At 39.5% G+C, this 24,079-nt stretch carries 20 protein-coding genes and 6 pseudogenes; 21 read left to right on the plus strand and 5 right to left on the minus strand.

The window, feature by feature from the left end; all coding sequences use genetic code 11:
* The 15 genes and pseudogenes from HMPREF2634_RS02015 to HMPREF2634_RS02070 all read left to right on the plus strand — a co-directional run.
* The coding region (locus HMPREF2634_RS02015) for a transcriptional regulator (RefSeq protein WP_070836146.1) at nucleotides 1-339 on the plus strand (339 nt) is incomplete at its 5' end.
* 192 nt (nucleotides 340-531) lie between these two features.
* Nucleotides 532-1,350: a Cof-type HAD-IIB family hydrolase gene (locus HMPREF2634_RS02020; protein ID WP_003026300.1), complete on the plus strand. Its 819-nt coding sequence runs from the start codon at nucleotides 532-534 to the stop codon at nucleotides 1,348-1,350.
* 25 nt (nucleotides 1,351-1,375) lie between these two features.
* The gene (locus tag HMPREF2634_RS10120; protein ID WP_003026297.1) at nucleotides 1,376-1,822 is read left to right on the plus strand and encodes a LacI family DNA-binding transcriptional regulator; all 447 of its coding nucleotides are present in this window, start codon (nucleotides 1,376-1,378) and stop codon (nucleotides 1,820-1,822) included.
* Between the two features lie 7 nt (nucleotides 1,823-1,829).
* Nucleotides 1,830-2,198: a type 1 periplasmic-binding domain-containing protein gene (locus HMPREF2634_RS10125; protein ID WP_004224590.1), complete on the plus strand. Its 369-nt coding sequence runs from the start codon at nucleotides 1,830-1,832 to the stop codon at nucleotides 2,196-2,198.
* A 266-nt stretch (nucleotides 2,199-2,464) separates the two neighbouring features.
* Nucleotides 2,465-3,061 (plus strand): TetR/AcrR family transcriptional regulator, encoded by a 597-nt coding sequence (locus HMPREF2634_RS02030; RefSeq protein ID WP_003030906.1) that lies wholly within the window; start codon nucleotides 2,465-2,467, stop codon nucleotides 3,059-3,061.
* Entirely contained in the window at nucleotides 3,058-3,624 is a 567-nt protein-coding gene (locus HMPREF2634_RS02035; protein WP_004224592.1) for an NAD(P)H-dependent oxidoreductase, read from the plus strand. The genes HMPREF2634_RS02030 and HMPREF2634_RS02035 overlap by 4 nt, the downstream gene beginning before the upstream one ends.
* A gap of 136 nt (nucleotides 3,625-3,760) precedes the next feature.
* Nucleotides 3,761-4,129 carry an EXLDI protein gene (locus HMPREF2634_RS02040; RefSeq protein WP_004224594.1) on the plus strand — a complete coding sequence of 123 codons (369 nt, stop codon included), beginning with the start codon at nucleotides 3,761-3,763 and terminating at the stop codon, nucleotides 4,127-4,129.
* Between the two features lie 182 nt (nucleotides 4,130-4,311).
* Nucleotides 4,312-5,247 (plus strand): IS30 family transposase, encoded by a 936-nt coding sequence (locus HMPREF2634_RS02045; RefSeq protein WP_021002085.1) that lies wholly within the window; start codon nucleotides 4,312-4,314, stop codon nucleotides 5,245-5,247.
* A gap of 187 nt (nucleotides 5,248-5,434) precedes the next feature.
* Nucleotides 5,435-5,582: pseudogene (locus tag HMPREF2634_RS10300) on the plus strand (YSIRK-type signal peptide-containing protein); the annotation flags it as partial.
* A 371-nt stretch (nucleotides 5,583-5,953) separates the two neighbouring features.
* Nucleotides 5,954-9,256: pseudogene (locus tag HMPREF2634_RS02050) on the plus strand (pullulanase); the annotation flags it as partial.
* 176 nt (nucleotides 9,257-9,432) lie between these two features.
* Nucleotides 9,433-10,290 carry a 5'-nucleotidase, lipoprotein e(P4) family gene (locus HMPREF2634_RS02055; RefSeq protein WP_021002083.1) on the plus strand — a complete coding sequence of 286 codons (858 nt, stop codon included), beginning with the start codon at nucleotides 9,433-9,435 and terminating at the stop codon, nucleotides 10,288-10,290.
* Between the two features lie 17 nt (nucleotides 10,291-10,307).
* On the plus strand, nucleotides 10,308-10,475 hold the full coding sequence (locus HMPREF2634_RS10305; RefSeq protein WP_003026272.1) for a hypothetical protein: 168 nt from the start codon (nucleotides 10,308-10,310) through the stop codon (nucleotides 10,473-10,475).
* 90 nt (nucleotides 10,476-10,565) lie between these two features.
* Nucleotides 10,566-14,960, plus strand: coding sequence for a PolC-type DNA polymerase III (locus HMPREF2634_RS02060; protein ID WP_070836148.1), 4,395 nt, complete (start codon nucleotides 10,566-10,568; stop codon nucleotides 14,958-14,960).
* 268 nt (nucleotides 14,961-15,228) lie between these two features.
* On the plus strand, nucleotides 15,229-15,411 hold the full coding sequence (locus HMPREF2634_RS02065; RefSeq protein WP_021002081.1) for a hypothetical protein: 183 nt from the start codon (nucleotides 15,229-15,231) through the stop codon (nucleotides 15,409-15,411).
* A 31-nt stretch (nucleotides 15,412-15,442) separates the two neighbouring features.
* Nucleotides 15,443-15,673 (plus strand): GlsB/YeaQ/YmgE family stress response membrane protein, encoded by a 231-nt coding sequence (locus tag HMPREF2634_RS02070; RefSeq protein ID WP_003026266.1) that lies wholly within the window; start codon nucleotides 15,443-15,445, stop codon nucleotides 15,671-15,673.
* Nucleotides 15,674-16,171: 498 nt separating this feature from the next.
* Here HMPREF2634_RS02070 and def read toward each other — a convergent pair whose 3' ends face one another.
* A complete protein-coding gene (gene def / locus HMPREF2634_RS02075) occupies nucleotides 16,172-16,786 on the minus strand; it encodes a peptide deformylase (RefSeq protein WP_021002080.1) in 615 nt (204 codons plus the stop codon).
* A gap of 256 nt (nucleotides 16,787-17,042) precedes the next feature.
* Here def and HMPREF2634_RS02080 point away from each other — a divergent pair, with 256 nt between their 5' ends.
* Complete coding sequence (locus HMPREF2634_RS02080) at nucleotides 17,043-17,276, plus strand: hypothetical protein (RefSeq protein WP_041784048.1); 234 nt, start codon at nucleotides 17,043-17,045, stop codon at nucleotides 17,274-17,276.
* On the opposite strand, the pseudogene HMPREF2634_RS02085 reads toward HMPREF2634_RS02080, so the two are convergent.
* Nucleotides 17,273-18,529, minus strand: a pseudogene (locus HMPREF2634_RS02085) (ISL3 family transposase). The gene HMPREF2634_RS02080 and the pseudogene HMPREF2634_RS02085 sit on opposite strands and share 4 nt — an antisense overlap.
* A 258-nt stretch (nucleotides 18,530-18,787) precedes the next feature.
* Between HMPREF2634_RS02085 and HMPREF2634_RS02090 the strand changes: the two are divergent.
* From HMPREF2634_RS02090 to trxA, 5 genes and pseudogenes are all read left to right on the plus strand, one after another.
* Nucleotides 18,788-19,958, plus strand: a pseudogene (locus HMPREF2634_RS02090) (MFS transporter).
* Nucleotides 19,945-20,675 (plus strand): annotated as a pseudogene (locus tag HMPREF2634_RS02095) (pseudouridine synthase). Before HMPREF2634_RS02090 ends, HMPREF2634_RS02095 begins: the two co-directional pseudogenes overlap by 14 nt.
* Nucleotides 20,676-20,809: 134 nt before the next feature.
* Entirely contained in the window at nucleotides 20,810-21,079 is a 270-nt protein-coding gene (gene rpsO / locus HMPREF2634_RS02100; protein WP_003026255.1) for a 30S ribosomal protein S15, read from the plus strand.
* A gap of 163 nt (nucleotides 21,080-21,242) precedes the next feature.
* The gene (locus HMPREF2634_RS02105) at nucleotides 21,243-21,464 is read left to right on the plus strand and encodes a DUF4649 family protein (protein ID WP_003030867.1); all 222 of its coding nucleotides are present in this window, start codon (nucleotides 21,243-21,245) and stop codon (nucleotides 21,462-21,464) included.
* A gap of 15 nt (nucleotides 21,465-21,479) precedes the next feature.
* Nucleotides 21,480-21,794, plus strand: coding sequence for a thioredoxin (trxA, locus tag HMPREF2634_RS02110; protein WP_021002076.1), 315 nt, complete (start codon nucleotides 21,480-21,482; stop codon nucleotides 21,792-21,794).
* A 139-nt stretch (nucleotides 21,795-21,933) separates the two neighbouring features.
* On the opposite strand, the gene HMPREF2634_RS02115 is transcribed toward trxA, so the two are convergent.
* The 3 genes and pseudogenes from HMPREF2634_RS02115 to HMPREF2634_RS10080 form a co-directional block, all read right to left on the minus strand.
* Nucleotides 21,934-23,115, minus strand: a complete 1,182-nt coding sequence (locus HMPREF2634_RS02115; RefSeq protein WP_070836150.1) for a tyrosine-type recombinase/integrase — start codon at nucleotides 23,113-23,115, stop codon at nucleotides 21,934-21,936.
* Nucleotides 23,116-23,298: 183 nt separating this feature from the next.
* Nucleotides 23,299-23,928, minus strand: a complete 630-nt coding sequence (locus HMPREF2634_RS02120) for a hypothetical protein (protein ID WP_070836152.1) — start codon at nucleotides 23,926-23,928, stop codon at nucleotides 23,299-23,301.
* Nucleotides 23,929-23,953: 25 nt separating this feature from the next.
* Nucleotides 23,954-24,079 (minus strand): annotated as a pseudogene (locus HMPREF2634_RS10080) (S24 family peptidase); the annotation flags it as partial.

Consider the following 24,079-nt stretch of genomic DNA (forward strand, 5'->3'; position numbering starts at 1 on the left):
TATCCGCAGCTAGTAGAAGAAGATCATCAGCTCTATGTTTACTATAAGACCAAGTTCCGCAATCATATCCTAGACATCCTCCGTAAACAGGAAAGTCAAAAACGCAAACTCGATCGTCAAGCTTATGAAGAAGTGAGCGAGATTGGTCACAAGCTCAGCCTAAAAGAACTATATCTGGATGAATTGGTGATTCTCCGAGACCAGCTAAAGAGCTATCAAGCTCAACTGAGCCCAGAGAAACAGGAGCAGTACGAACGCTTACTAGCCGATGAACGGTTCAAAGGCCGCCAAGCTATGATTCGAGAATTAAGAGCCTACTTAAAAGACTATAGTGATTAAACTAAGTCAGAACTTTTCCCTTTTTAAAGGTCATTTTCATTTTGCTACCTCTAAAAAATTTAATTCACTTTTTTTCATTTTCCTCTTGACATGGAACGCGTTCCAGATTGTACAATGAAGTCAAGCTAGCGAAGAAATAAGATTTGAACTCGGAGTGGAGCGCAAATCCATAAAGAAAAGGAGAGAAAAATCATGCAAACAAGAACGATTAAACGTATTTTTACTGATATGGATGGGGCGCTTTTAAATTCAAAGGGGCAAGTTTCCGAAAGGAATGCCAGACGCATTCGCAGAGCAGCTATTCCGATTACGCTGGTCTCTGCGCGTGCGCCAATGGAGATGCGTGAGGCTATTGAATTGTTGGGTTTGCAAGGTCCGCAAGTGGGCTTTAATGGTGGTTTGATTTATGAGGTTGTCAATCATCAAATTAGTCCGCTGCACATCAAGATTATTTTCAAGCAGACCGCGGCAACGATTTTACAGGCTGTGCGGCAGCATTTTCCACAGGTCAGTCTCAGTTATTATGACTTGAATCATTGGTATTGTGATACAGTAGATGAAGGGATTCGTTACGAATACGACTTGACTCATCAGGCACCGACTCAGGTTCATGATGAAGATTGTTTTCTTTCAGCTTGTGATAATCTGTTTAAAATCATGATGATTAGCTTTGAAGAGGAAGAAATGCAAGATTTGCAGACTTATCTGAATAGTCTAGGACTAACTAGTGTTACAATTCTGCGTTCTGGTCGGTTTTATTTAGAAATCACTAGCAAAGAAGCTCGAAAATCATCAGGGATTGATTACATTAGTTGGAAAGAAAATCTAAAAAAAGAAGAAACGGCTGCCTTTGGTGACGGTCACAATGACATTCCGATGCTAGAAATGGTTGGTTTTCCGATTGTCATGGCCAATGCCTTTAAGGATGTGAAGGCACATGCTTTTAAAATTACCAAGAGTAACGATGAGGACGAAGTTGGTTACGGAATTCACAGGTATCTCATCAGTTAAGTGTTGAAAATCAGAAAGGAACTCAATGACCAATATTCGAGAAATAGCAGAGTTGAGTGGCTATTCGGTGTCTAGTGTATCGCGCGTGCTCAACAATCCCCCATATGTGTCAGACGAGGCACGGGAGAAAATCCTGCAAATTGTCAGAGAACTGGACTATACTCCAAATCTAGTCGCAAAAGAACTGAGTTTGGGCAACACTTATAAAGTGGGTGTAGTCATTCCTCATGTGCGTCACACTTATTTTACCAAGCTCATCAACAGTATGTTGGATCAAGCGCAGAGAAGTGCCTATAATTTGCTGCTTTTGCCGTCTCAGTATGACAAAGAACTAGAGCTTCAGTACCTGGAACAATTGCGAGGTCAGGCTTTTGATCATTTGATTTTCACCCCACGAAGTATAGATTTGGAAACCATTGCTTCCTATGCTAAGTACGGAAATATTGTCTGCTTAGAAACGGTAAACCAGTAGTGTCTATATGGATCGCAAACCAGCTTGCAGAGAAGCTTTTCGCTGGTTGAAAGAACTGGGTTATCAGCATTTAGCCCTTGTTTTCACTCGTAAAGACAAACGCAGTTCCACCTATCGTATGGTCAGAGAGGCTTATGATGAAGTCTACGGATCGGAACATGAACCGGTGATTATCGAAGGAGTTGCGATAGAAGAGGATGCTTATCAGAAAGCCCAGGAACTATGGAACCACCCGGAGATTGACTGTATTTTTCAAATGGGGATGACATGGCCGCAGGCTTTATGCAGGCTTATGAAGAAGCTGGAAAACAGCTCCCCTTCATCATGGGGCAAGAAAACATGCTGGCTGGACGGCTCTTGGGTCTCTCTACCATAGATAACAAATCCTATCAGCTGGGTCAGGAAAGTTTCAAGCAGATTTTATCTGAAGAGAAAAAACCATTGTGCTCAAATCAGAGTTTATCCAGCGATAAGAGACTTGTTGTTTTTCAAATTAGCTTACTTATTTAATAAAGAAGAATCACCTTTCAAATCAAGGTGATTTTTTACTGAAATTTTTCTAAACAGAAAATATTGACAAGAAAAAGTAGACAGTGTATACTAAAAAAGAAGAGGATGTTGTATACTTGCTGGAGGATGAAAATGAAACGCAATACGGCAGAGTTAAAAGAAAGACTGATCCAGACGGGGATTAAAGAGATTGAAGACCATGGTATCGACCAGCTATCACTGAGGACTGTCGCTAAATCCTGCGGTGTTACTCACGGCACTCCTTACCGGCATTTTGAAAGTAAAGAAAACTATTTAAAAGTCGTTTTAAAACGCCTTTCTGCTTTTCTCAACCAAGAGATCCAAAAAAAGATCGATTGGAAGGCTTATGCACGAAATCAACTGGCCCAAATGGGATTTAACTTCATCATCTTTGCGAAGGATTACCCCTATTTCTTTGAAGCCCTCTTTATTAAATTTCCTTTTAAGTATATGAAAGTCACTCAGGATACTATTTCGCTGGATTCTGATTTGCCAGGATTCGCTGCATTTAAACGGATTGTTTTAGAGCTTCGTAAGGAGGAAGGCTTTACCAACAGCGAAGCTGAAACACTGTTTCACTTTTGGAGTTTTATTTCAGGTCTTGCTGTTTTGGCGAACAGTCCCATTGGACGTGACCTTGACAACAAAGCCATCCAGACTAACATTGAGCATATGCTTGATGTCTATATAAAAGGAGAACGGTCATGAAAATCTTAATTGTTTTTACTCATCCAAACCCTCAAGGTTTTAACGGTGCTATTCTCAAGCAAGTCCAAACCAATCTTTCTGAAGCGCATTCTGTCAAAACCTTAGATTTATATGCTGAACAGTTTGATCCAATCTTACGATTTGATGAAAATCAAAAACGCCGCGATTTGGCTAAGGTTCCTGAAATGGAGAAATACCGTGATCTTGTCACTTGGGCAGATCACCTAATCTTTATTTTCCCGATTTGGTGGAGCGGTATGCCGGCTATTCTCAAAGGATTTATTGACCGAGTATTTGTAGCTGGTTTCGCTTATTCTTATAAAAAAGTCGGTCTTGAAGGGCACTTACAAGGAAAATCTGCTTGGATTATCACCACCCATAATACGCCGTCCTTTGTGCTGCCTTTTATTCAGGATTACGGCAAAGTTCTGAAAAATCAAATTTTAAAAATCTGTGCTGTCGCACCGGTTAAGCTAACACAATTAACAAACGTTGAAAAAATCTCTGATGAGCAGCGTCAGCAATTCTTAGAAAGCATTGCTCAAGTGGCCCGTCATATTTAAAATAACAATGTTTGCAAAGCAGAAATAGTATGATACAGCTGAAAACTAACTCAACAGTCCATTTCTTATGAAACATTTCTTGAAAACCTGCGTAAAACTGCTATAATGGAAGTGGAAAAATTAAGGAGGTGTCACGATGGAATATAAGGAAGTGGAATGCAGGCTAGTGGATCATGGAATCAGAGAGTATAAAAAATTTAAAGGAATCAAGATTTATAGTAACAGCCGTTTTTCTGAAGATAGGAAAAAAATAATCTATAAAACGATTTATCTGACACCCAAGAAGAACCTTGTCTACTATCAAAGAGAAGATCTCAACTATGATTCAGAGTGGTGGCTCAGAAAGCATAAGGATCTACCATTCTACCATCAGCAAGAGGCAGATACGGTTTTCAAAATTTGCCAAGCTTTTGCTGAGTTAAGCTCTTACCTAGACAAATCTACTATCAACAAGTTGGAGCAAAAGTTAGCGGCAGGTGCTTTTATTGAAACCTTGAATATTTAACTTTACAGACAGCCAGTCTTTACGGACTGGTTTTTTTGTATGAAGTCAGTTGCATTGTTTCATAGGACATTTGTCTATTTTTGTTATTGATAAATTGTAAAATATAGTGCAACAAAAAAACTCATAGCCTTCCATTGGTGTAAACTGTAAGTAACCACACAAACAGAACCCGAGGAAAAACTATGAGCTACTCCCATCTTACCATAACCGACCGAATAAAGATAGAAACCTACTTGGAATTAGGTTTGAAACCTTGCCAAATTGCAAATAAACTTGGCGTCCATAAGTCTACTATTTCAAGAGACTTAAGACGATACCAAAATGGTTATTCCGCAGCCTTAGCACAGGAACAGTACGACCACAGAGCTAAGCAAAAAGGTCGGAAGTCTTGTTTAACATCAAAGTTGAAAAAGGAAATGGAGGACGGTTTAAAATCCTCCTGGTCGCCTGAACAGATTTGTGGCCGCTATCAGCTTGAACAAAAGCCAATGATATCTTTTAAAACTATCTATAACTGGCTCTATGCTGGTTTGATTGATCTGGATTTAAGTGTCCTTCATCGTAAAGGAAAAACTCGACAACCCAAAGAAACACGTGGAATATTTAGGATTGGTACGTCGATTGCCAAACGTCCTAAAGAGGTCCGGAATCGTGAAACTTTTGGCCACTGGGAACTTGATACTGTAGTGTCTTCCAGAGGCAAAAGCAAGGGCTGTTTAGCGACCTTTCTGGAGCGAAAAACGCGCTTTTACTTAGCTTTCAAGATACCATACAGAACAGTCAAATCCCTATTTTCAGCCATCGAACAACTTTGTAAGCTATTTCCAAAAGAGGCTCTTAAAACCTTCATTTCAGACAGGGGAAAAGAGTTTGCCTGCTATCCTCTGGTAGAGAATTTAGGAATTTCCTTTTTCTTTGCGGACGCCTATTCATCCTGGCAGAGAGGAAGCAAAGAAAACGCCAATGGCTTACTAAGAGAATATTTTCCAAAGAAAACAGATTTAGCCGCTATCTCTGATGAGACTTTGAACAAGGCCTTATATGATATCAATCACCGACCACGAAAATGTTTAGCTTACAGAACTGCTTGTGAAGCTCTAGTGGATGAGTACGAGTAAACGTTGCACTTTTTATTGCAATTTATCTAATAATATAGAAAACACATTTAATCTCTGTCAAAAAAACAGAGATTTTTTGTTTGAAAACCTTTACATTTTGTTGATAAATGTATATAATATCTACAGAAAACGTTTGCACTAACCTAAAAATGTTTGTGCAGCTAAAAAATAAAGGAGTTTTCTTTTTATGAAGAAAGTTTATCGTTTACAATCTCGAATAGCTGAGAAGCGTCAGCATTTTGGAATCCGCAGATTAAAAGTAGGGGTAGCGTCTATTGCTATTTCTGCTAGTGTCTTTTTGGCGGGGAATGTCTTAGCGCAAGCAGAGGAAGCAAATAGTGTCGAAAACACATCTATTGAAACGGTGCAACCAACATCACCAACAAGTGAGCGGTCTGATAAAGTAGAAGTGACGAATCATCAAGCAGTCGTTTCGGAAAAGTCGGAAAATCAAGGGCAAGCAACCAACTCGCTTTCGGCAACACCTAGTATTGCCAATTCTTCGCGTACAGCTTCAACTGAGGGAAGCTCATCAGAAAAACTTGACTTGACTCAAGCTCGCTCCGTAAGAGAAAATACCCCAGCTTCAACGACGGATTCAAGTACGGAAGTTCAATCTACGGAGAAGGAAACTGCACAAGCAGCAGAAGAAAAAACGGCAACGAAGCCTGTTGAGAAGGTTGCATCAGATGCGACAGCAGCTAAAGAAGACAAAATTGAAGAGGGCAGCATTCGTCTGCATTTTAAGACACTTCCGTCGGAGAATTTAGCTAGTCTTGGCTTGTGGACCTGGGATGATGTGGAGACACCTTCCAGCCAAAAAGGCAGCTGGCCGACAGGAGCAACTAGCTTTTCAATGGCTAAAAAGGATGATTATGGCTATTATCTTGATGTCAAAATGGCACAAAAACGGAGTAAAATTAGTCTCTTAATCAATAATACAGCAGGTACAAATCTAACAGGTGATAAGACGATTGAATTGCTCAGTCCGAATATGAACGAGGTCTGGTTTGACAAGGATTACAATCCTCATACCTATGAGCCTCTAAAAGAGGGCATGGTGCGAATCAATTATTATCGGACAGACGGGAATTATGACAAGAAGTCTCTTTGGCTTTGGGGAGATGTGGAAAATCCTAGCAAAAATTGGCCTGACGGAGTGGATTTCGAAAAAACAGGCAAGTATGGTCGCTATGTAGATGTTCCTTTAAAAGATGCTGCAAAAGCAATTGGTTTTCTGCTTTTAGATGAAAGCAAATCAGGTGACGATGTAAAGATTCAACCGCAGGATTATAATCTGACAAATTTGAAGAAAAACAGTCAAATTTTCCTCCGAGATGCAGATCCGAATATTTATACCAATCCGTATTTTGTCAATGATATCCGCATGACAGGTGCTCAGCATGTCAGCCTGACGGAGATTGAAGCAACTTTCTCAACCCTTGAAAATGCCAAAAAGGAAGATATTCTTAAGAATCTAAAAATTACAGACAAGGACAGTAAAGAAGTGGTTGTGAAAGACATTGTGCTTGATCCCAAAACAAAGAAAGCAAAAATCATAGGAGACTTTGGACAAGCGCAAGCTCCTTATAAGGTAAAGTATGGCAACGACCAATTTAAAACCAGTATGAATTGGCAGTTGAAGGACATTCTCTACAAATATGATGGTGAATTGGGTGCGCGTGTTAGCCAAAAAGGCACGAAAGTGGATGTTACCTTTTGGTCACCAAGTGCGGATCAGGTAGATTTGGTTGTTTATGATAAAAATGATCAGAACAAAGTAGTTGGTAAGGTAGCGATGACAAAAGGAGAAGCTGGTACTTGGAAGACAACATTGACATCGCAAACAAATCTAGAAATTAAGGATTATCGCGGTTATTTCTATCATTATGAAATTACGCGCGGTGATAAAAAAGTACTAGCTTTGGATCCATATGCCAAATCTTTGGCAGCTTGGAACAGCGAAGATGCCGAAAAAGGTGAGTCTTACAAGATTGCAAAGGCAGCTTTTGTTGACCCAAGTGAGCTTGGTCCGAAAAATCTGACCTATGCGAACATTCCAGGCTTCAAGAGTAGGGAGGATGCAGTTATCTACGAAGCGCATGTCCGTGATTTTACTTCTGACGCAGCCATTTCTAAGGATTTGAAATCTCAATTTGGAACATTCTCAGCTTTCGTTGAAAAATTGGACTATTTAAAAGAACTTGGGGTTACTCATATTCAGTTGCTGCCGGTTTTAAGTTATTATTTTGTCAATGAATTGAAAAATGCCGAAAGATTGGACAAGTATGCTTCTAGCAATAGTAACTACAACTGGGGTTATGATCCACAAAACTACTTCTCCTTGACAGGAATGTATTCAACCAATCCGACAAATCCAGCTAAGCGCATTGAAGAATTTAAAAATCTTGTTCATGAAATTCACAAGCGCGGAATGGGTGTGATTATGGATGTGGTTTATAATCACACGGCAAAGACCTCTATTTTTGAAGATTTAGAGCCGAATTACTATCACTTTATGGATGCAGACGGCACTCCTAGAACTAGTTTTGGTGGCGGACGTTTGGGAACGACGCACTACATGAGTCGTCGTGTTTTGGTGGATTCTATCAAATATTTGACGAGCGAATACAAAGTGGATGGCTTCCGTTTTGATATGATGGGAGATCACGATGCAGAATCCATTCAAAAAGCGTATGAGGAGGCTAAAAAGCTCAATCCAAATCTGGTGATGCTAGGTGAGGGGTGGAAGACTTACGCTGGAGATGAAAATAAACCAGTCCAACCAGCGGATCAATCTTGGATGAAATCTACCGATACAGTCGGTGTATTCTCAGATGATATTCGAAATACCTTGAAATCTGGTTATCCGAACGAAGGATCGCCTGCCTTTATCACAGGTGGAAAACGCAATGTCGAAGATGTTTTCAAAAACATCAAAGCACAACCAACGAATTTTGAAGCAGATGATCCGGGAGATGTGATTCAGTACATTGCTGCGCATGATAATTTGACCCTCTTTGATGTGATTGCTCAATCCATTAAAAAAGATCCAGCTATCGCAGCGAACAATCAAGAAATTCACCGTCGCCTGCGTTTGGGCAATCTAATGGTCCTTACTTCTCAAGGTACGCCATTCCTTCACTCTGGGCAAGAATACGGACGAACCAAGCAATTCCGTGACCCAGCTTATAAATATACGGTTTCAGAAGACAAAGTACCAAATAAATCACACCTGCTGACCAATGCGGACGGAACACCATTTGAATATCCTTACTTTATCCACGACTCTTATGATTCGAGCGATGCGGTCAATCATTTTGACTGGACAAAGGCAACAAACGGTGACAAATTCCCTGAAAATACGAAGAGCCGCGACTATGTGAAAGGGCTGATTGCTTTGCGGAAGTCAACAGATGCCTTTACACGCAAGACCAAAGCCGAAGTCGATCAAAATGTTACTTTAATCACTCAGCCGGGTAAAGACGGGGTTGAAAAAGAGGATACAGTTCTTGGCTACCAAGTTGTGGCTTCAAATGGAGACATTTACGCTGTCTTTGTTAATGCGGATAATAAGGAGCGGAAGTTTAACTTTGGCGAAGCCTACAAGCATTTGGCAAATGCTCAAGTCGTGGCAGACGGTAATACCGCAGGGGTAACGGCTATTTCAAATCCAGCTGGTGTGACCTTAGGAGCAGATGGGGTTACCTTAGCACCATTGACAGCGACGATTTTACGCATTCAAAAAAATAGCAAACCAAATCAAGAAAAACCAAAAGAAGAACAAAATCAAACCAAGCCTTCTACGCCGAAAGGAGAGTCTGGTCAAACAACGACTTCGTCAACACAGTCAAATACTTCAGCTAGTCAGACGCAGCAACAGCAAGCAGGAGCTGGAAAAGCAGATAAGACTTTACCGTCCACAGGGACGACAATTTCCATTGCTGGCGTGCTAGCAGGAATTGGCTTGTTGTTATCAAGTGTAGTTGTCCTTAAGAAAAAGAAATAAAGATTGAAGGTTTGTGAGCTGTAGGGATTCTAAGCTCCTTACAGCTCATTATTTTAGATGAACTTGTTAACTGTCTTTTGCAAATCTATTTTTCTCCTACATTTAGACAGATATCTTGAAATGTCTTTATGAAAACGCTATAATTTTGATAGATTAATATTAGGAGGATTGGTTTTATGAAATCATCTAAAGCCACAATCACAATTTTCTCTGCTCTTGCTTCGGTTATTTTATTGACCAGCTGTGGAACGAAGACGACAGACAATAAGGCTGCGCAAAGTAACACATCTGACAGTAAAGTCACCATGACTTATGACCAATTGCGGTCAAGGGAAAATACCATGTCCACTCTTTGGTATCAAAAGTCAGATGAAGCTAAAGCGCTGTACCTGCAAGGTTATAATGTTGCAACGAATCGTTTGAAAGAATTGTTGCAAAAACCGACAGATAAGCCTTACTCAATCGTTCTTGACTTAGATGAAACAGTATTAGACAATAGTCCTTATCAAGTTCAAAATGTCAAAGACGGTACGGCCTTTAATCCTAAAAATTGGGATGCATGGGTGAAAAAGGCTTCAGCTAAGGCGGTTCCTGGTGCCAAAGAATTTCTCCAGTATGCACATCAAAACGGTGTTCAAATCTACTATGTTTCTGACCGTGATGCGAGTCAGGTAGATGCGACAATTAAGAATTTGGAAAAAGAAGGCATTCCAGTACAAGGGAAAGACCATTTGATGTTCTTAGAAAAAGGTGTGAAATCAAAAGAAGGTCGCCGTCAGAAAGTACAAGAAACGACGAATTTGGCCATGCTTTTAGGTGATAACCTCGTTGACTTTGCGGATTTCTCAAAAACATCAGCAGAAGAACGTAGTAAGAAATTAGAAGAATTAAAGAACGAATTCGGTGGAAAGTTCATCATCTTCCCAAATCCAATGTACGGTTCATGGGAAAGCACTGTTTATAACGGTAAAAAATTAGATGCGAAAGGCCAAACTGAAGAACGTCAAAAAGCATTAGAAGGATATAAAAAATAAAAAGGAAAACAGACTCAATGTCAACTGTAGTGGGTAACCTATTGCTAAGTGCGAGAGAGAATCAGATTGGTTCTCTCTTTTTTGATGTTCAAAGCGATGAGAATTTTCGTTTTAAAATTGTCAAAGTTCCAGAAACCAAAAGCTTAGCATTTGACGTCCTTGATGAGATGATTGTTTTATATTAAAAACAATGAGGGATATTCCTTATTTATTTTTTAATCGAAAATTCATTTGTTTTGTGGTAAAATAGTTTCATTACAATACGAGGAAAAAAGATGTCATCTACGTTTGAAATTTTAATGAATCAAATTGATATGCCACTTGATATGAGACAATCAAGTGCCTTTTTACATGCAGAAATTGAGCAAGTTTTAGTGCATACCGTCAGTCATGTTTGGGAATTTCAGTTTGCTTTTGGAGAAATTTTACCCATTGAGTTGTTTCAAGAATTAAAAAAACGTTTAAATGAAGAATTTTCTAAGACGGGCAACCAAGCTATTTTTGAAATTAAGGCTGCCAATCAAAATTTTACAGAGGAGCTGTTGCAGGCTTATTACAAAGAGGCTTTTACAGAAGGACCTTGTGCCAGTCAAGGCTTTCGTAGTATGTACCAAAAGCTACAGGTGCATGCTGAGGGCGATCAGCTCTGGATTGAGGGGCCATCCAGTATTGATACGGAGCATTTTCGGAAAACCCATTTGCCAAATTTAGCCAAGCAATTGGTGAAGTTTGGCTTTCCGCATTTTCACTGTCAGGTCAAAGCAAGTGACGCCTTAACTCAGCAACAAGTTGAGACTTTCCAAGCTGAAAAAGAAAAGATTGTGCAAGCGGCTAATGACGAGGCGCTAAAAGCTATCGAAGCACTGCAGCAAATGGCACCACCACCAGCTGAGGAAAAACCAAACTATTCTGATTTTCAAGCACGAAAAGCGGCTGCTCGACCAAAGCTGGACAAGGCAGAGATTACGCAGATGATTGACATCCAGACCGAGGAAAATCGCATTGTCTTTGAAGGTATGGTCTTTGATCTTGAGCAAAAAGTTACCCGCACAGGGCGTGTGCTGATTAACTTTAAGATGACTGATTATACTTCTAGTTTTGCCCTTCAGAAGTGGTTTAAAAACGAAGAAGAAGCCAAAAAATTTGACATCATTAGGAAAAATTCTTGGTTGCGTGTGCGTGGGAATATTGAAATGAATAACTTCACGCATGACTTGACCATGAATGTCCAAGATGTGCAAGAAGTGACACATTATGAGCGGAAAGACTTGATGCCAGAAGGTGAGAAGCGGATTGAATTTCACGCGCACACCAATATGTCAACCATGGATGCTCTTCCAGAAGTGGAGGAATTGATTGCGACAGCTGCTAAATGGGGGCATAAGGCAGTTGCGATTACTGACCACGGCAATGTGCAGAGTTTTCCGCATGGCTATAAAGCTGCTAAAAAAGCTGGTATTCAGCTGATTTATGGCATGGAAGCTAATATCGTGGAAGACCGAGTTCCTATTACCTATAACGAAGTGGATATGGAACTCAAGGAAGCCACTTATGTTGTCTTTGACGTGGAAACTACCGGTTTGTCTGCTATTTACAATGACTTGATCCAAGTAGCGGCAAGTAAGATGTACAAGGGGAATGTCATTGCTGAGTTTGACGAGTTTATCAATCCAGGTCATCCTTTGAGTGCTTTTACGACAGATTTGACGGGGATTACAGACGAGCATGTCAAAAATGCGAAGCCACTCGAGCAGGTCTTGCAAGAATTTCAAGACTTCTGTCAAGATACGGTACTTGTTGCCCATAATGCTACCTTTGACGTGGGATTTATGAATGTCAATTATGAACGGCATGGACTGCCACGAATCACGCAGCCAGTCATTGATACCTTGGAGTTTGCCCGTAATCTCTACCCAGAATACAAGCGCCACGGTTTGGGACCATTGACTAAGCGTTTTCAAGTATCGCTTGATCATCATCACATGGCTAATTATGACGCGGAAGCGACAGGACGCCTGCTCTTTATTTTCATTAACGATGCGGCAGAAAAACGAGGTGTCACCAATCTTCAAAAGCTAAACACAGATTTGGTGGATGAAAACTCCTATAAAAAAGCGCGGGTCAAACACGCTACGATTTATGTAAAAAATCAAACGGGTTTGAAGAACATTTTTAAATTAGTCAGTTTGTCTAATACAAAGTATTTTGAGGGCGTACCGCGGATTCCACGAACAGTTTTGGATGCGCACCGAGAAGGCTTGATTTTAGGAACAGCCTGCTCGGAAGGAGAAGTGTTTGACGCGGTTGTTTCGCAAGGCGTTGATGCTGCAGTGGAAGTCGCAAAATACTACGATTTTATTGAAATCATGCCGCCAGCAATTTATGCACCGTTGATTGCTAAAGAGCAGGTCAAGGATGTCGAAGAGCTTCACACCATTATCAAAAATTTGATTGAAGTGGGAAATCGATTAGACAAGCCTGTTCTTGCTACAGGTGATGTGCATTATATCGAGCCTGAAGAAGAAATTTATCGAGAAATTATCGTCCGTAGTCTAGGGCAAGGAGCGATGATTAACCGTACCATTGGACATGGCGAAAATGCTCAACCAGCTCCACTTCCAAAAGCGCATTTCCGCACAACCAATGAAATGTTGGATGAGTTTGCCTTCTTAGGTGATGAATTAGCTCACAAAGTGGTTATTGACAATCCAAATCAATTGGCAGCAACCTTTGAACCGATTGAAGTGGTGAAAGGTGACCTCTATACGCCATTTATTGACAAATCAGAGGAAAAAGTCGCTGAAATGACTTATGCCAAAGCTTTTGAAATTTATGGAAATCCGCTGCCGGATATTGTAGACCGACGAATTGAGCGGGAACTATCCTCCATTTTGGGGAATGGATTTGCCGTGATTTATCTGGCTTCGCAAATGTTGGTACAGCGTTCAAATGAGCGTGGCTATCTGGTGGGTTCACGTGGTTCGGTTGGCTCTAGTTTTGTGGCGACCATGATTGGGATTACTGAGGTGAATCCTTTGTCTCCTCACTATGTTTGTGGCAAATGCCAGTATTCAGAATTTATTACGGACGGTTCTTACGGTTCAGGATTTGATATGCCAGATAAAGATTGTCCGCATTGTGGACATAAGTTGAGTAAAAATGGACAGGATATTCCTTTTGAAACCTTCCTTGGCTTCGATGGTGACAAGGTGCCTGATATTGACTTGAACTTTTCTGGTGAAGATCAACCGAGTGCTCACTTGGATGTCCGAGATATTTTTGGTGAGGAATATGCCTTTCGTGCTGGTACGGTTGGTACAGTCGCTGCCAAAACAGCGTATGGATTTGTGAAAGGTTATGAGCGGGATTACAATAAATTTTATCGTGATGCAGAAGTAGAACGATTAGCACAAGGTGCAGCAGGTGTCAAACGGACGACTGGACAGCACCCAGGAGGAATCGTCGTTATTCCAAATTACATGGATGTTTATGATTTTACGCCGGTTCAATACCCAGCAGATGACTTGACTGCTGAATGGCAAACAACTCACTTTAACTTCCATGATATTGATGAAAATGTCTTAAAACTAGATGTACTCGGTCATGATGACCCGACCATGATTCGGAAATTGCAGGATTTGTCAGGTATTGACCCCAATGAAATTCCAATGGATGATCAAGAAGTGATGGCTCTCTTTTCTGGGACAGATGTTCTCGGAGTAACGCAGGAGCAGATTGGCACGCCGACTGGTATGCTGGGGATTCCTGAATTTGGAACTAATTTCGTGCGAGGTATGGTAGACGAGACTCATCCAACGACCTTTGCGGAATTGCTCCAATTGTCAGGCTTGTCTCACGGTACCGATGTATGGCTGGGCAATGCACAAGATTTGATTAAGCAGGGAATTGCTGACCTGTCCACCGTTATCGGTTGTCGGGATGACATTATGGTCTATCTGATGCACAAGGGCTTAGAGCCTAAAATGGCCTTTACTATTATGGAACGGGTGCGGAAAGGCATGTGGCTCAAAATTTCTGATGAGGAAAGAAATGGCTACATCGCTGCTATGAAGGAAAATAATGTGCCTGAGTGGTACATTGAATCTTGTGGAAAGATTAAATACATGTTCCCCAAAGCTCACGCGGCTGCCTATGTGATGATGGCCTTGCGGGTGGCCTATTTCAAGGTGCATCATCCGATTTATTACTACTGTGCCTACTTTTCTATCCGTGCCAAAGCCTTTGACATCAAAGTCATGAGTAGTGGACTAGATGCAGTGAAGCGCAAGATGAACGAAATCTCTGAAAAACGCAAAAATAATGAAGCTTCCAATGTTGAAATTGACCTTTATACAACTCTAGAAATCGTCAATGAAATGCTGGAAAGAGGTTTCAAATTTGGCAAACTCGATCTTTATAAGAGTGATGCGACAGAATTTCTTATTGACGGAGATAGCTTAATTCCTCCATTTTCTGCTATGGATGGTTTGGGAGACAACGTTGCAAAACAATTGGTTAAAGCGCGTGCAGAAGGAGAGTTTCTTTCAAAAACCGAATTGCGCAAGCGTGGCGGCTTGTCCATTACTCTAGTCGATAAAATGGATGAAATGGGGATTCTAGGCAATATGCCAGAAGACAATCAGCTCAGTCTCTTTGATGATTTATTCTAAGATCTTTTCTTTTGATGAATGTGGGAAACTTTCATCAGAGACAGCTGCCATTAGACCAAAATTTTCGCTCGTTTGTTTGCAAAATATGATTGGTTTTGCAGCTCTTTCACGGTAAGGACTTCCTGCGAGTAGCTGGCTGTTTTTTGAAAGGTTCTACTAAAATAGTCAAAGTAGAGTGGAAATTTTACTACTTGTAAAGTTTTTTACAAAATTTTATAGATTACTGTTGTTCTTTGTAAGCTATTTACACAAATAGAAAGGATACATTATGAAGTTAATGATTTCAGCTGAAGATAAAAAAGCCCTAAGAGATTTTCATTATACGCTTGAATTTTCTGGAAAGACTGTTCTTGCTTCGGTAGTATTAGTCAGTTTGGCTGTATTAGCCAGTCGTGCCTATTCTTCCAAAAACAAGAAAGGCTGCTGTTTGCATAAAATAGTGCAAAAGTGAGAATAATGAAATAATCAGGAAGGATAACTAAATGATTGGAAGTATGTTTGTCGGCTTCATTATTGGTCTAATTGCAGCAGCAATCACCAATCGTGGAGAACGAATGGGCTGTATCGGTAAAATCTTACTAGGATGGTTTGGAGCCTGGCTTGGGCAAATGCTCTTTGGTAGCTGGGGACCTCATCTGTCAGATACAGCAATCATTCCTTCAGTGTTGGGAGCGATTATTCTTTTAGCTATTTTCTGGGAAAGAGGAAGCTGACTTCTAAAAATAGGAGTGAGACCGATACCTACGATTGCTAGTGCAGTCGCCCACAAAGGAATTAACATTTGAAAATGTTAATCTCAGCTTTCTTATTTCAAGGCTTCGGTACAAAATGTTCTGTATAGTCTCGCCCCACAAGGCGACTTAACTGTTTTCCTTACTGTTGAGGTAGTGAATGTAGAAAACGAAGGTTTCATCAAAATTGCTCTTTGGAGTTTCAAAGGCGAATGAAGATGAGACTTGCTTCACAGGTTCTATTTATCACCTCAAAACGGTGCTTTATTTCGTGCGATAGCAGTTGCGTTAAAATTGCTTGTCATCATAAAGGAGTGCGTCTGAGACAGATTCACACGATAACTACAAAAAAGAACAACCTTGATTTTCTGTTTATCAGAAGCCAAAGTTGTTCTTTTTATTTGTATTCTTGAGTTATAGTGCTTTTATAAAGAAATTTTAATTGGGAATGCTGTTATATCAGAGATTCCCTTTTATTTATTATTCAATCACTAACATGCCTTCTTTGATCGCGAAAGGATCTTTTTCGTTGATGCGGTCGTAAAACATAATGCCGTTGGTGTGGTCAATCTCGTGTTGAACCACGATTGAGTTGTATCCTTTGAGTTTGATACGGTGTTTTTCACCTTCTTTGTCAAAATATTCAATAGTGACGCGTGCATGGCGCACGACATAACCAGGCACTTCACGGTCAACTGACAAGCAGCCCTCCCCTTCAGCGAGTGCGGCATCTTGAACAGAATGTGCCACTACTTTAGCGTTGTACATAACCGTTTGCAAAGCATAGGCTTCCTTTGGTGGATTGCCCTCTTTATCTGGCAGGTTTGGTACCAATACAGCAATAATCCGCTTTGACAGATCTAGCTGAGGTGCAGCTAGACCAACGCCACCACGAAGTCCCATTTTTTCAGCAGTTGCAGGGTCTTGTGAATTTCTCAAAAATTGGAGCATTTTTTCACCCAAGATAACTTCTTGCTCTGTAAGTGGAAAGGTGACATCCTTAGCGACTGCCCGAAGCGTTGGATGTCCTTCACGAATGATGTCATTCATATCAATCAAATGAGCTGGTTTTGTTAATTTTTCAATAACAGACATGTTTTCTCCTTCGTTCTAAAAATGGATTTCTATTCCAAATTAAATTCTTTGTATATGATAAATATAACACAAAATAAAGGAGAAAGAAAGAAATCGAAATAGCGTGTAATGAATATGTGGAGAAAACACGAAATAAATTAGTAAAAAATTAGTCTATTTTGCTTGATATTTTTAGCAAAAATATGTATGATGTTTAGTTGGATACCTAAAATATTATTAGTAACAAAATAAATTACTTTTTAGGAAGGACAAAAAATTGAAAATTCTACTATTTGGAAATACGGGATATGTAACCAAAAAGTTTATACAAGAAGCTTTTCCAAAGGATACGGTTTATCTTTTGGGAGAAACAGATTTAAAAAGTTCAAAAAAATTAAAATTGACAGTTTTTCCGAAAACAAAAGAAACCATTTTAGTAGAAGTTTTAAGAACCTATCAATTTGACCAAATTCGGCTCTTTGTCAACTGTAGTGGGTTAATGAAAAGCTAAGATTGAGAGAGGACGAGATTCGTTCTCTCTTTTTTGATGTTCAAAGTGATGAGAATGCGTTTCTTAAAGTTGTCAAAGTTGCTGAATCCAAAAGCGTTTCGCTTAATGAGCTTGATGAGATTGTTAGTTGCTTCCAGCTTGGCGTTTGAATAAGGTAGTTCTAGAGCGTTGATAATCTTGTCTCTGTCCTTTAGGAAAGTCCGAAAGACTGTCTGAAAAATTGGGTGAACATCAGAAATAACCTCCTCAATCAGATCGAAGAAAGGATCAGCTTGCTTTTCCTAAAAGTGAAAGAGCAGAAGCTGGTAAAGCTCATAGTGCTGTCGAAGTTGGTCTGAATAGCTGAGCAGTTTATGAAGAATCTCCTGATTGGTTAAATGAGCCCGAAAAGCTGGTCTGTAAAAACGCTTATGACTAAGCTTGCGGCTATCCTGTTGAAGGAGCTTCCAGTAGCGTTTGAGGGCTTGGTATTCCTGAGATTTTCGGTCGAATTGGTTCATGATTTGGATGCGGACGCGGTTCATAGCCCGGCAGAGGTGCTGGATAATGTGAAAACGATCCAGAACGATTTGGGCATGCGGGAAAAGCTGCTTGGCCAGCTGATAGTAAGGACTGAACATATCCATGGTCATCACTTTGACCCTCCTACGGACCTGTCTAGGATAGCGTAGAAAATGATTTCGAATGACCGCTTGGGTTCTGCCGTCCAGGATGGTCAGGATCTCATTGGTGTCAAAATTCTGAGCGATAAAGCTCATCTTCCCTTTCTTGAAGCTGTACTCATCCCAACTCATGATTTCTGGCAGTTTCTGCCAGTTCGTTTCAAATTTGAATTCCTTGAGCTTGCGAATGACGGTTGAAGTTGAGATAGAGAGCCTGTGGGCAATATCAGTCATGGCTTGTTTCTCAACCAGTAATTGAGCGATTTTTTGTTTGACTGCGGTGGCAATCTGGTGATTTTTCTGGACGAGGGAGGTTTCGGCGACAGCCATTTTTCCACAGTTCTTACAGCGAAAGCGACGCTTTTTGAGTCGGATAAGAGTTTTGTATCCCGCTGTCTCCAGATAAGGGATTTTAGAAGGTTTCTGGAAGTCGTATTTGGTCATCTGTCCCTTGCAGGCAGAGCATGGAGGGGCATCATAGTCAAGGCGGGCCATAATTTCTTTGTGAGTACCGCCATCAAAAAGATTGTCTATTTTGATATTTTGGTCTTTAATTCCAAGAAGTTTTGTGATAAAACCAAGTTGTTCCATATGAGTCTTTCTAATGAGTTGTCTAAACGCTTTTCATTATAGGTCATAGGGGACTTTTTGTATACACAAAAATAACTCCATAATCTCTGCGGTGGTGTTACCCACTACAGAAATTATAGAGCCTATAAAGTTTTCCCTTAAGTTGATATAAAAATAGCAACTTAGGGGGTGTTTGTTTTAACTTTGTGGATTATCAGATTGCGTCTTTTCATAAAAAACTGTATGATAGGGATAGTGTGATTTTAGAAAGAAGATAAGATGAAAAGATTCATGGAGAAAGCTAGTATTCTGGCTTTATCATTTGTGTTGACAACGGCATTTTCAATTTCCAGCGCTTTACCGGCAATGTCTCAGTTTTATAAGAATTATTCCTCTAGTCAGGTAGAGTTATTAGTCTCCTTGCCGTCTATTGGGATTATGTCTTTATTACTTTTTAATAGTATTTTGGAGCGTTTTTTATCTGAGCGGCAAATGATTATACTAGGACTATTGTTGTTTTCTATTTGTGGCCTCATCCCATTTTTCAATCAAGCTTATGGTCTCGTTTTTGCTTCGCGATTTATTTTTGGTTTAGGGCTAGGGATGATAAACCCTCGAGCAATTGCGATTATTAGTGAGCGATTCCAAGGGAGAGAGCGTGTGCAGATGTTGGGCTACCGTGGGTCAGCAGAAGTTGTTGGGATGGCTTTGCTGACTTTAGCGGTCGGGCAACTCTTGCGTTTTGGTTGGACAACTACTTTTCTGGTTTATACAGTTGGCTTTATTGTTTTAGCATTGTATCTTTTGTTTGTTCCTTATGAAAAAAGCAAAGTCGATAAACATAAGTATCTCAAGTCTGCTCAGAAAATGACCACAAAACAAGTGCGTTTAAGCATATTGTTGGCTTTTATAGCTGGAATGATTGTGTGTACCAATGTCGCTATCAATTTACGTATTCCAAGTCTTGTCTTACAGAATAAAATGGGAAGTGCTGAAACAGCGAGCTTGATTCTCAGCTGTATGCAGCTTATCGGGATTTTAGCTGGTGTTAGCTTTGCTAGTCTAGTGAGTTTACTGAAAAATCGCTTATTGACAGTAACGGGAATTGTTTTTGGTTTCAGTCAAGTGATGATTGGTTTTTCGAGCCACATTTGGTTCTTAAGTTTAAGTGCTCTGTTGGCTGGTTTTGCTTATAGCGTATCTCTAACAGCTGTATTTCATATTGTATCAGAGAAAATTTCTGCCCATTTGGTCAATCGCGCAACAGCGATTGTTGTATTGGGTTGCAGTAGTGGTGCTTCGGTGTCAACATTCGTCCTATCCTTGATTGGAATCATTTCTTCTGCTCCAACCTTTATTTTTAGTGTACTAGGGGTTCTCATGATAGCAGTATCCATTTTAGCTGTTTTTGTCACTCATCAACAATGAGGAAAAAGATGCGATTAGATAAGTTTTTAGTAGAAATGGGCTTTGGCTCACGAACAGAAGTCTAGTGCCTATTGAAAAAGAAGCAAGTTTTGGTGAATGGAAAAATAGAAACATCTGCGAAAATGCAAATAGATGAAAATCAGGACGAAATTTGGGTCAATAACCGAGTTCTAGTCTATGAAAGATTTGTCTATTATCTTTTAAATAAACCCAAAGGTGTCATTTCTGCTACTGAAGATGATAAGCATCGAACGGTTTTGGATTTGCTGGATGAAAATGCACGTCAGAAAGAAGTCTTTCCAGTTGGACGACTTGATATTGATACTCACGGACTTTTGTTATTAACCAATAATGGTGCTTTGGCACATGCGATGTTGTCTCCTAAAAAACATGTAGCAAAAGTTTACCGTGCAAAAGTAGATGGGATTATGACTGAAAAAGATGTAGAGCGTTTTGAAGCAGGAATAGAGCTCAAAGACTTTACCTGCCGGCCTGCAAAATTGACCATTTTAGAGGTGAATGAAGAGCCACAAACTTCTCTGGTGGAGATTACAATCTCTGAAGGAAAATTTCACCAAGAGAAGCGAATGGTTCAAGCATGTGGTAAAAAAGTAACAGACTTGGAACGCTTTTCTATGGGACCGCGCTTATGCTGGATGAGCGTTTGGAATTAGGCACTTTCCGTCGTTTGACAAAAGAAGAATTAGAAAAACTCACTATTTTTGGTGTAGAACTCTAAGCCGGAATGTCCCATTTGACAAAACCGTTCCTTCTTGGTAGAATAAGAATGTCGTTAAAGACAAATAACTTTTTCTTGGTATTAGGTGGGCCAAGCCTAACACTCGGATGAAGCGTAAAGAAAAGGAGTCTATCATGGCAATCTCAAAAGAGAAAAAAAATGAAATTATTGCACAATATGCACGTCACGAAGGTGACACAGGTTCAGTTGAAGTACAAGTAGCTGTTCTTACTTGGGAAATCAATCACCTCAACGAACACATCAAGGTACACAAAAAAGACCACGCTACTTACCGTGGTTTGATGAAAAAAATCGGTCGCCGTCGTAATCTTCTTGCCTATTTGCGTAAGAACGATGTTAACCGTTACCGTGAATTGATCAACTCATTAGGACTTCGTCGTTAATTCAATTAAAAGTCTCTCATGAAAATGAGAGACTTTTTTTCTACCATTAGAAATAGAAATGTGGCAGAGTAAGCATATCCTTTGACTGTTGTAACAACTATTGATACAATGTATTTATAAAAATAATTACAAATGTAATTGAATAATAAAAAGGAGAATGACCATGATTGAAATCACTTATTTGGATGCTAGTAAGCAAGAGAGGGTTATAACGTTTGAAAGCTATCAAGAATTTGAGCAATCTCAACAAGCCTGCTTGATCAATGTAGCAGATTATTATCCGGTTCAAAAGCTGCTTGTTAATGGACAAAAATTGGATTACCAAGGGACTTACGGTGATGTTTTCTTTTATCTAATGAAGCAAGATTTAAATCAATACAAATAAAAGTGAGGTAAAATGATGACAAAAGCTATTACTGATGCAACGTTTGAAGCAGAAACAAAGGACGGTCTTGTTCTTATTGACTTTTGGGCAACTTGGTGTGGACCTTGTCGTATGCAAGCTCCTATTCTAGAAAAACTTTCCGTAGAAATTCCAGAAGATGAATTGAAAATCGTGAAGATAGATGTTGATGAAAATCCAAATACCGCACGACAATTTGGTATTATGAGTATCCCGACTCTCTTATTCAAAAAGGACGGCCAGGTTGTGAAACAAGTCGTCGGGGTACATACAGCAGCACAAATCAAGCAAATTGTGGCAGAATTAGGATAAAGCATAAAATCCGCTTAGTTTTTAAGCGGATTTTTAGGTGCCTAAAAAATATGATATAATTATATCGTTGATGGTCTGAATATATCGCTCTTTGATAGGCGATATATTCTTTTTTTGTTCATTAAAAAACGGTAAAGGACTATAAAATATGTAGGTTAGTCGGGGAATTACGGGGTGAGATTTGGGCAATAAAAGCGTCTGAAACTTGAGCTGAGAGCTCATCGTGAACCTGATTGTATTTATCTGTCATGTACATCTTTGTATGTCCTAAGGCTTGGCTAAGGGCTTCCATAGGAACTCCAGCTATAATGCTTTGAGTTGTGAAAAAGTGCCGCAACATGTGTGGTGTCACTCTAAATCCAACAACATCATTAACTCTTTCAAATTCTCTATTAAGTTTATTAGGGTTAATAAGTCTCCCTTCTTGGTCAATGCTAATATAGTCCCATTCTACTTCCTTGATGATATTAAGTTTTTTCTTAACAGCTTCTGCATTAGACATTAAAGACAGAAGTAGTTCCGTTCCTGTATTATCAAGTGTCACCCAACGTTCAGAACTTTTTGTTTTGAGCCCGTGTCGCCCGTTTTTAGTGTGATTGCCACGGCTGTCTTGCAAGTGTAGAACGGCGCGTCCGTTGACGTTTATGTTGACGTCACAATGCCTTAACCCCAAAATTTCCCCTCTACGAAGCCCAAATATCGCTAGATAAGTTAAACCAAAAAATGTCTTATCCATAACTTTTTCCGCTTCCTGCAGCCAAATTTGAAACTGATCTAATGTAATTCTTTTGTTTTTCTTTGCGATCAAACTATCTCCGACATATATCCCGTTTAGTCTGTTAGCTGAGATGTTTCCATTCATAATTGCATCATTAAGCATTGTCATAAAACAAGAATGAATAATTCTCACGCTTGCTTTAGGTCTAAATTTTAGCAAATTAGCAATATGTTTCTCATATTCATTGCGAGATAAATTTTTCAATTTTGTCTTACCCCAAAATGGAAGTATGTGGAGTTTAAACGTACTTTTATAATAAACCTCTGTATTAGGTGTCCATCTACCAGTTTCTACTCTTTTTTCGTAGAACTTTTCCCAATATTCTTCGACGGTAACATTAGGATTTATAGCAATAGTCTGATCAGCAATCCTTTTTTCAATCTTAGCAAGCTCTGCGCGTGCTTCTGAAATCGTTTTAAGACTACTCTTATTAGCTTCTTGTTTCTTCCCTTGAAACATAAAAGAGCGTCTGACATAGTAGCGTTTCCCTTTTGTGGTTTCGTATGTGTAAATGTTTGGGTATTTTGTTTTTGTGTATTTCATTTTTATTTTTTTTCCTTTCTATAAAAGCGACTTCTGGACAAGATCTTTTTAGAAAGGATATTGGCATCACCTCCTTTTGTGTGATATAATGAGTATAAGAAAATGACCCTTTGAATGGTTATTTTCTATGATTTCAATAATTCCCTACACTCTAAGTTTGGCGACGGCAAGTGTGGGGAATTTTTAGTTTCCGTAATTGTTCACAGTATAGTGCTGGGCAATCATTAATGGTAAAGTAATTTCCTTTCCAAGTGTGCTTTCGTATGACGTCAACCCTTTTGCCAACCCATAAAATGTTACGTTGTCGTTTTCCGCAATAACATCTTTATACATATAGCTACTAATCTCAATCATTACAACTTTATCGTAATCATCATCCATTGCTACACGAAGATAATAAGAACTATTACGTTTCATATTTTGCAACACTTTCCCGGTGATTTGAACTTTTTTGCTTTGTTCAAGTTGATCGTGATTCCATGCGCCAAAATCAGGAACTTCATAGTTATTAGGATTGAATGTTTGTTTGCTGGACGAACTATAACTGGTCTCTGAAGTAGAAGATTCTTCAGAAGGTAAAATGTCAGATTCTTCAGTAGAAGAAGTTTTGCCGGTTTGCAAGGTAGAAGAATCTGACGTTCTTACTTCGTATGTATAATTAGCTATTAGTACAAAAAACAATATGGAAGTAATGAACATACCTAAAATGCTTGGCCATTTAAAAAAATTGAATTTTTTAAAAAAACTTAATATAAAAAAGATTAACGAAACCCCGAAAAACAAAAGGGCGAAAAAAATAATAAAATCCTGCATTTCATATCCCCTACTAAAACGTTATTTATTTTTCCATTGGCATGAAATTGCCAACTACCTTTCCAATAATTCGTGGTTCTTCTTCCCACTTGGCAAACTTATCATCGTACTTATCATTTAACGAGACGAGTCTTAGACCGTCTTTTTCTTT

It is taken from the genome of Streptococcus sp. HMSC034B03, from assembly GCF_001838575.1.
GTDB lineage: Bacteria > Bacillota > Bacilli > Lactobacillales > Streptococcaceae > Streptococcus > Streptococcus anginosus.

Excerpts from the sequence above, each read along its gene's own strand:
- HMPREF2634_RS02020 (WP_003026300.1), top strand. The coding sequence starts at position 532 with ATGCAAACAAGAACGATTAAACGTATTTTTACTGATATGGATGGGGCG.
- HMPREF2634_RS10120 (WP_003026297.1), top strand. The coding sequence starts at position 1,376 with ATGACCAATATTCGAGAAATAGCAGAGTTGAGTGGCTATTCGGTGTCT.
- HMPREF2634_RS10125 (WP_004224590.1), top strand. The coding sequence starts at position 1,830 with ATGGATCGCAAACCAGCTTGCAGAGAAGCTTTTCGCTGGTTGAAAGAA.
- HMPREF2634_RS02030 (WP_003030906.1), top strand. The coding sequence starts at position 2,465 with ATGAAACGCAATACGGCAGAGTTAAAAGAAAGACTGATCCAGACGGGG.
- HMPREF2634_RS02035 (WP_004224592.1), top strand. The coding sequence starts at position 3,058 with ATGAAAATCTTAATTGTTTTTACTCATCCAAACCCTCAAGGTTTTAAC.
- HMPREF2634_RS02040 (WP_004224594.1), top strand. The coding sequence starts at position 3,761 with ATGGAATATAAGGAAGTGGAATGCAGGCTAGTGGATCATGGAATCAGA.
- HMPREF2634_RS02045 (WP_021002085.1), top strand. The coding sequence starts at position 4,312 with ATGAGCTACTCCCATCTTACCATAACCGACCGAATAAAGATAGAAACC.
- HMPREF2634_RS02055 (WP_021002083.1), top strand. The coding sequence starts at position 9,433 with ATGAAATCATCTAAAGCCACAATCACAATTTTCTCTGCTCTTGCTTCG.
- HMPREF2634_RS10305 (WP_003026272.1), top strand. The coding sequence starts at position 10,308 with ATGTCAACTGTAGTGGGTAACCTATTGCTAAGTGCGAGAGAGAATCAG.
- HMPREF2634_RS02060 (WP_070836148.1), top strand. The coding sequence starts at position 10,566 with ATGTCATCTACGTTTGAAATTTTAATGAATCAAATTGATATGCCACTT.
- HMPREF2634_RS02065 (WP_021002081.1), top strand. The coding sequence starts at position 15,229 with ATGAAGTTAATGATTTCAGCTGAAGATAAAAAAGCCCTAAGAGATTTT.
- HMPREF2634_RS02070 (WP_003026266.1), top strand. The coding sequence starts at position 15,443 with ATGATTGGAAGTATGTTTGTCGGCTTCATTATTGGTCTAATTGCAGCA.
- def (WP_021002080.1), bottom strand. The coding sequence starts at position 16,786 with ATGTCTGTTATTGAAAAATTAACAAAACCAGCTCATTTGATTGATATG.
- rpsO (WP_003026255.1), top strand. The coding sequence starts at position 20,810 with ATGGCAATCTCAAAAGAGAAAAAAAATGAAATTATTGCACAATATGCA.
- HMPREF2634_RS02105 (WP_003030867.1), top strand. The coding sequence starts at position 21,243 with ATGATTGAAATCACTTATTTGGATGCTAGTAAGCAAGAGAGGGTTATA.
- trxA (WP_021002076.1), top strand. The coding sequence starts at position 21,480 with ATGACAAAAGCTATTACTGATGCAACGTTTGAAGCAGAAACAAAGGAC.
- HMPREF2634_RS02115 (WP_070836150.1), bottom strand. The coding sequence starts at position 23,115 with ATGAAATACACAAAAACAAAATACCCAAACATTTACACATACGAAACC.
- HMPREF2634_RS02120 (WP_070836152.1), bottom strand. The coding sequence starts at position 23,928 with ATGCAGGATTTTATTATTTTTTTCGCCCTTTTGTTTTTCGGGGTTTCG.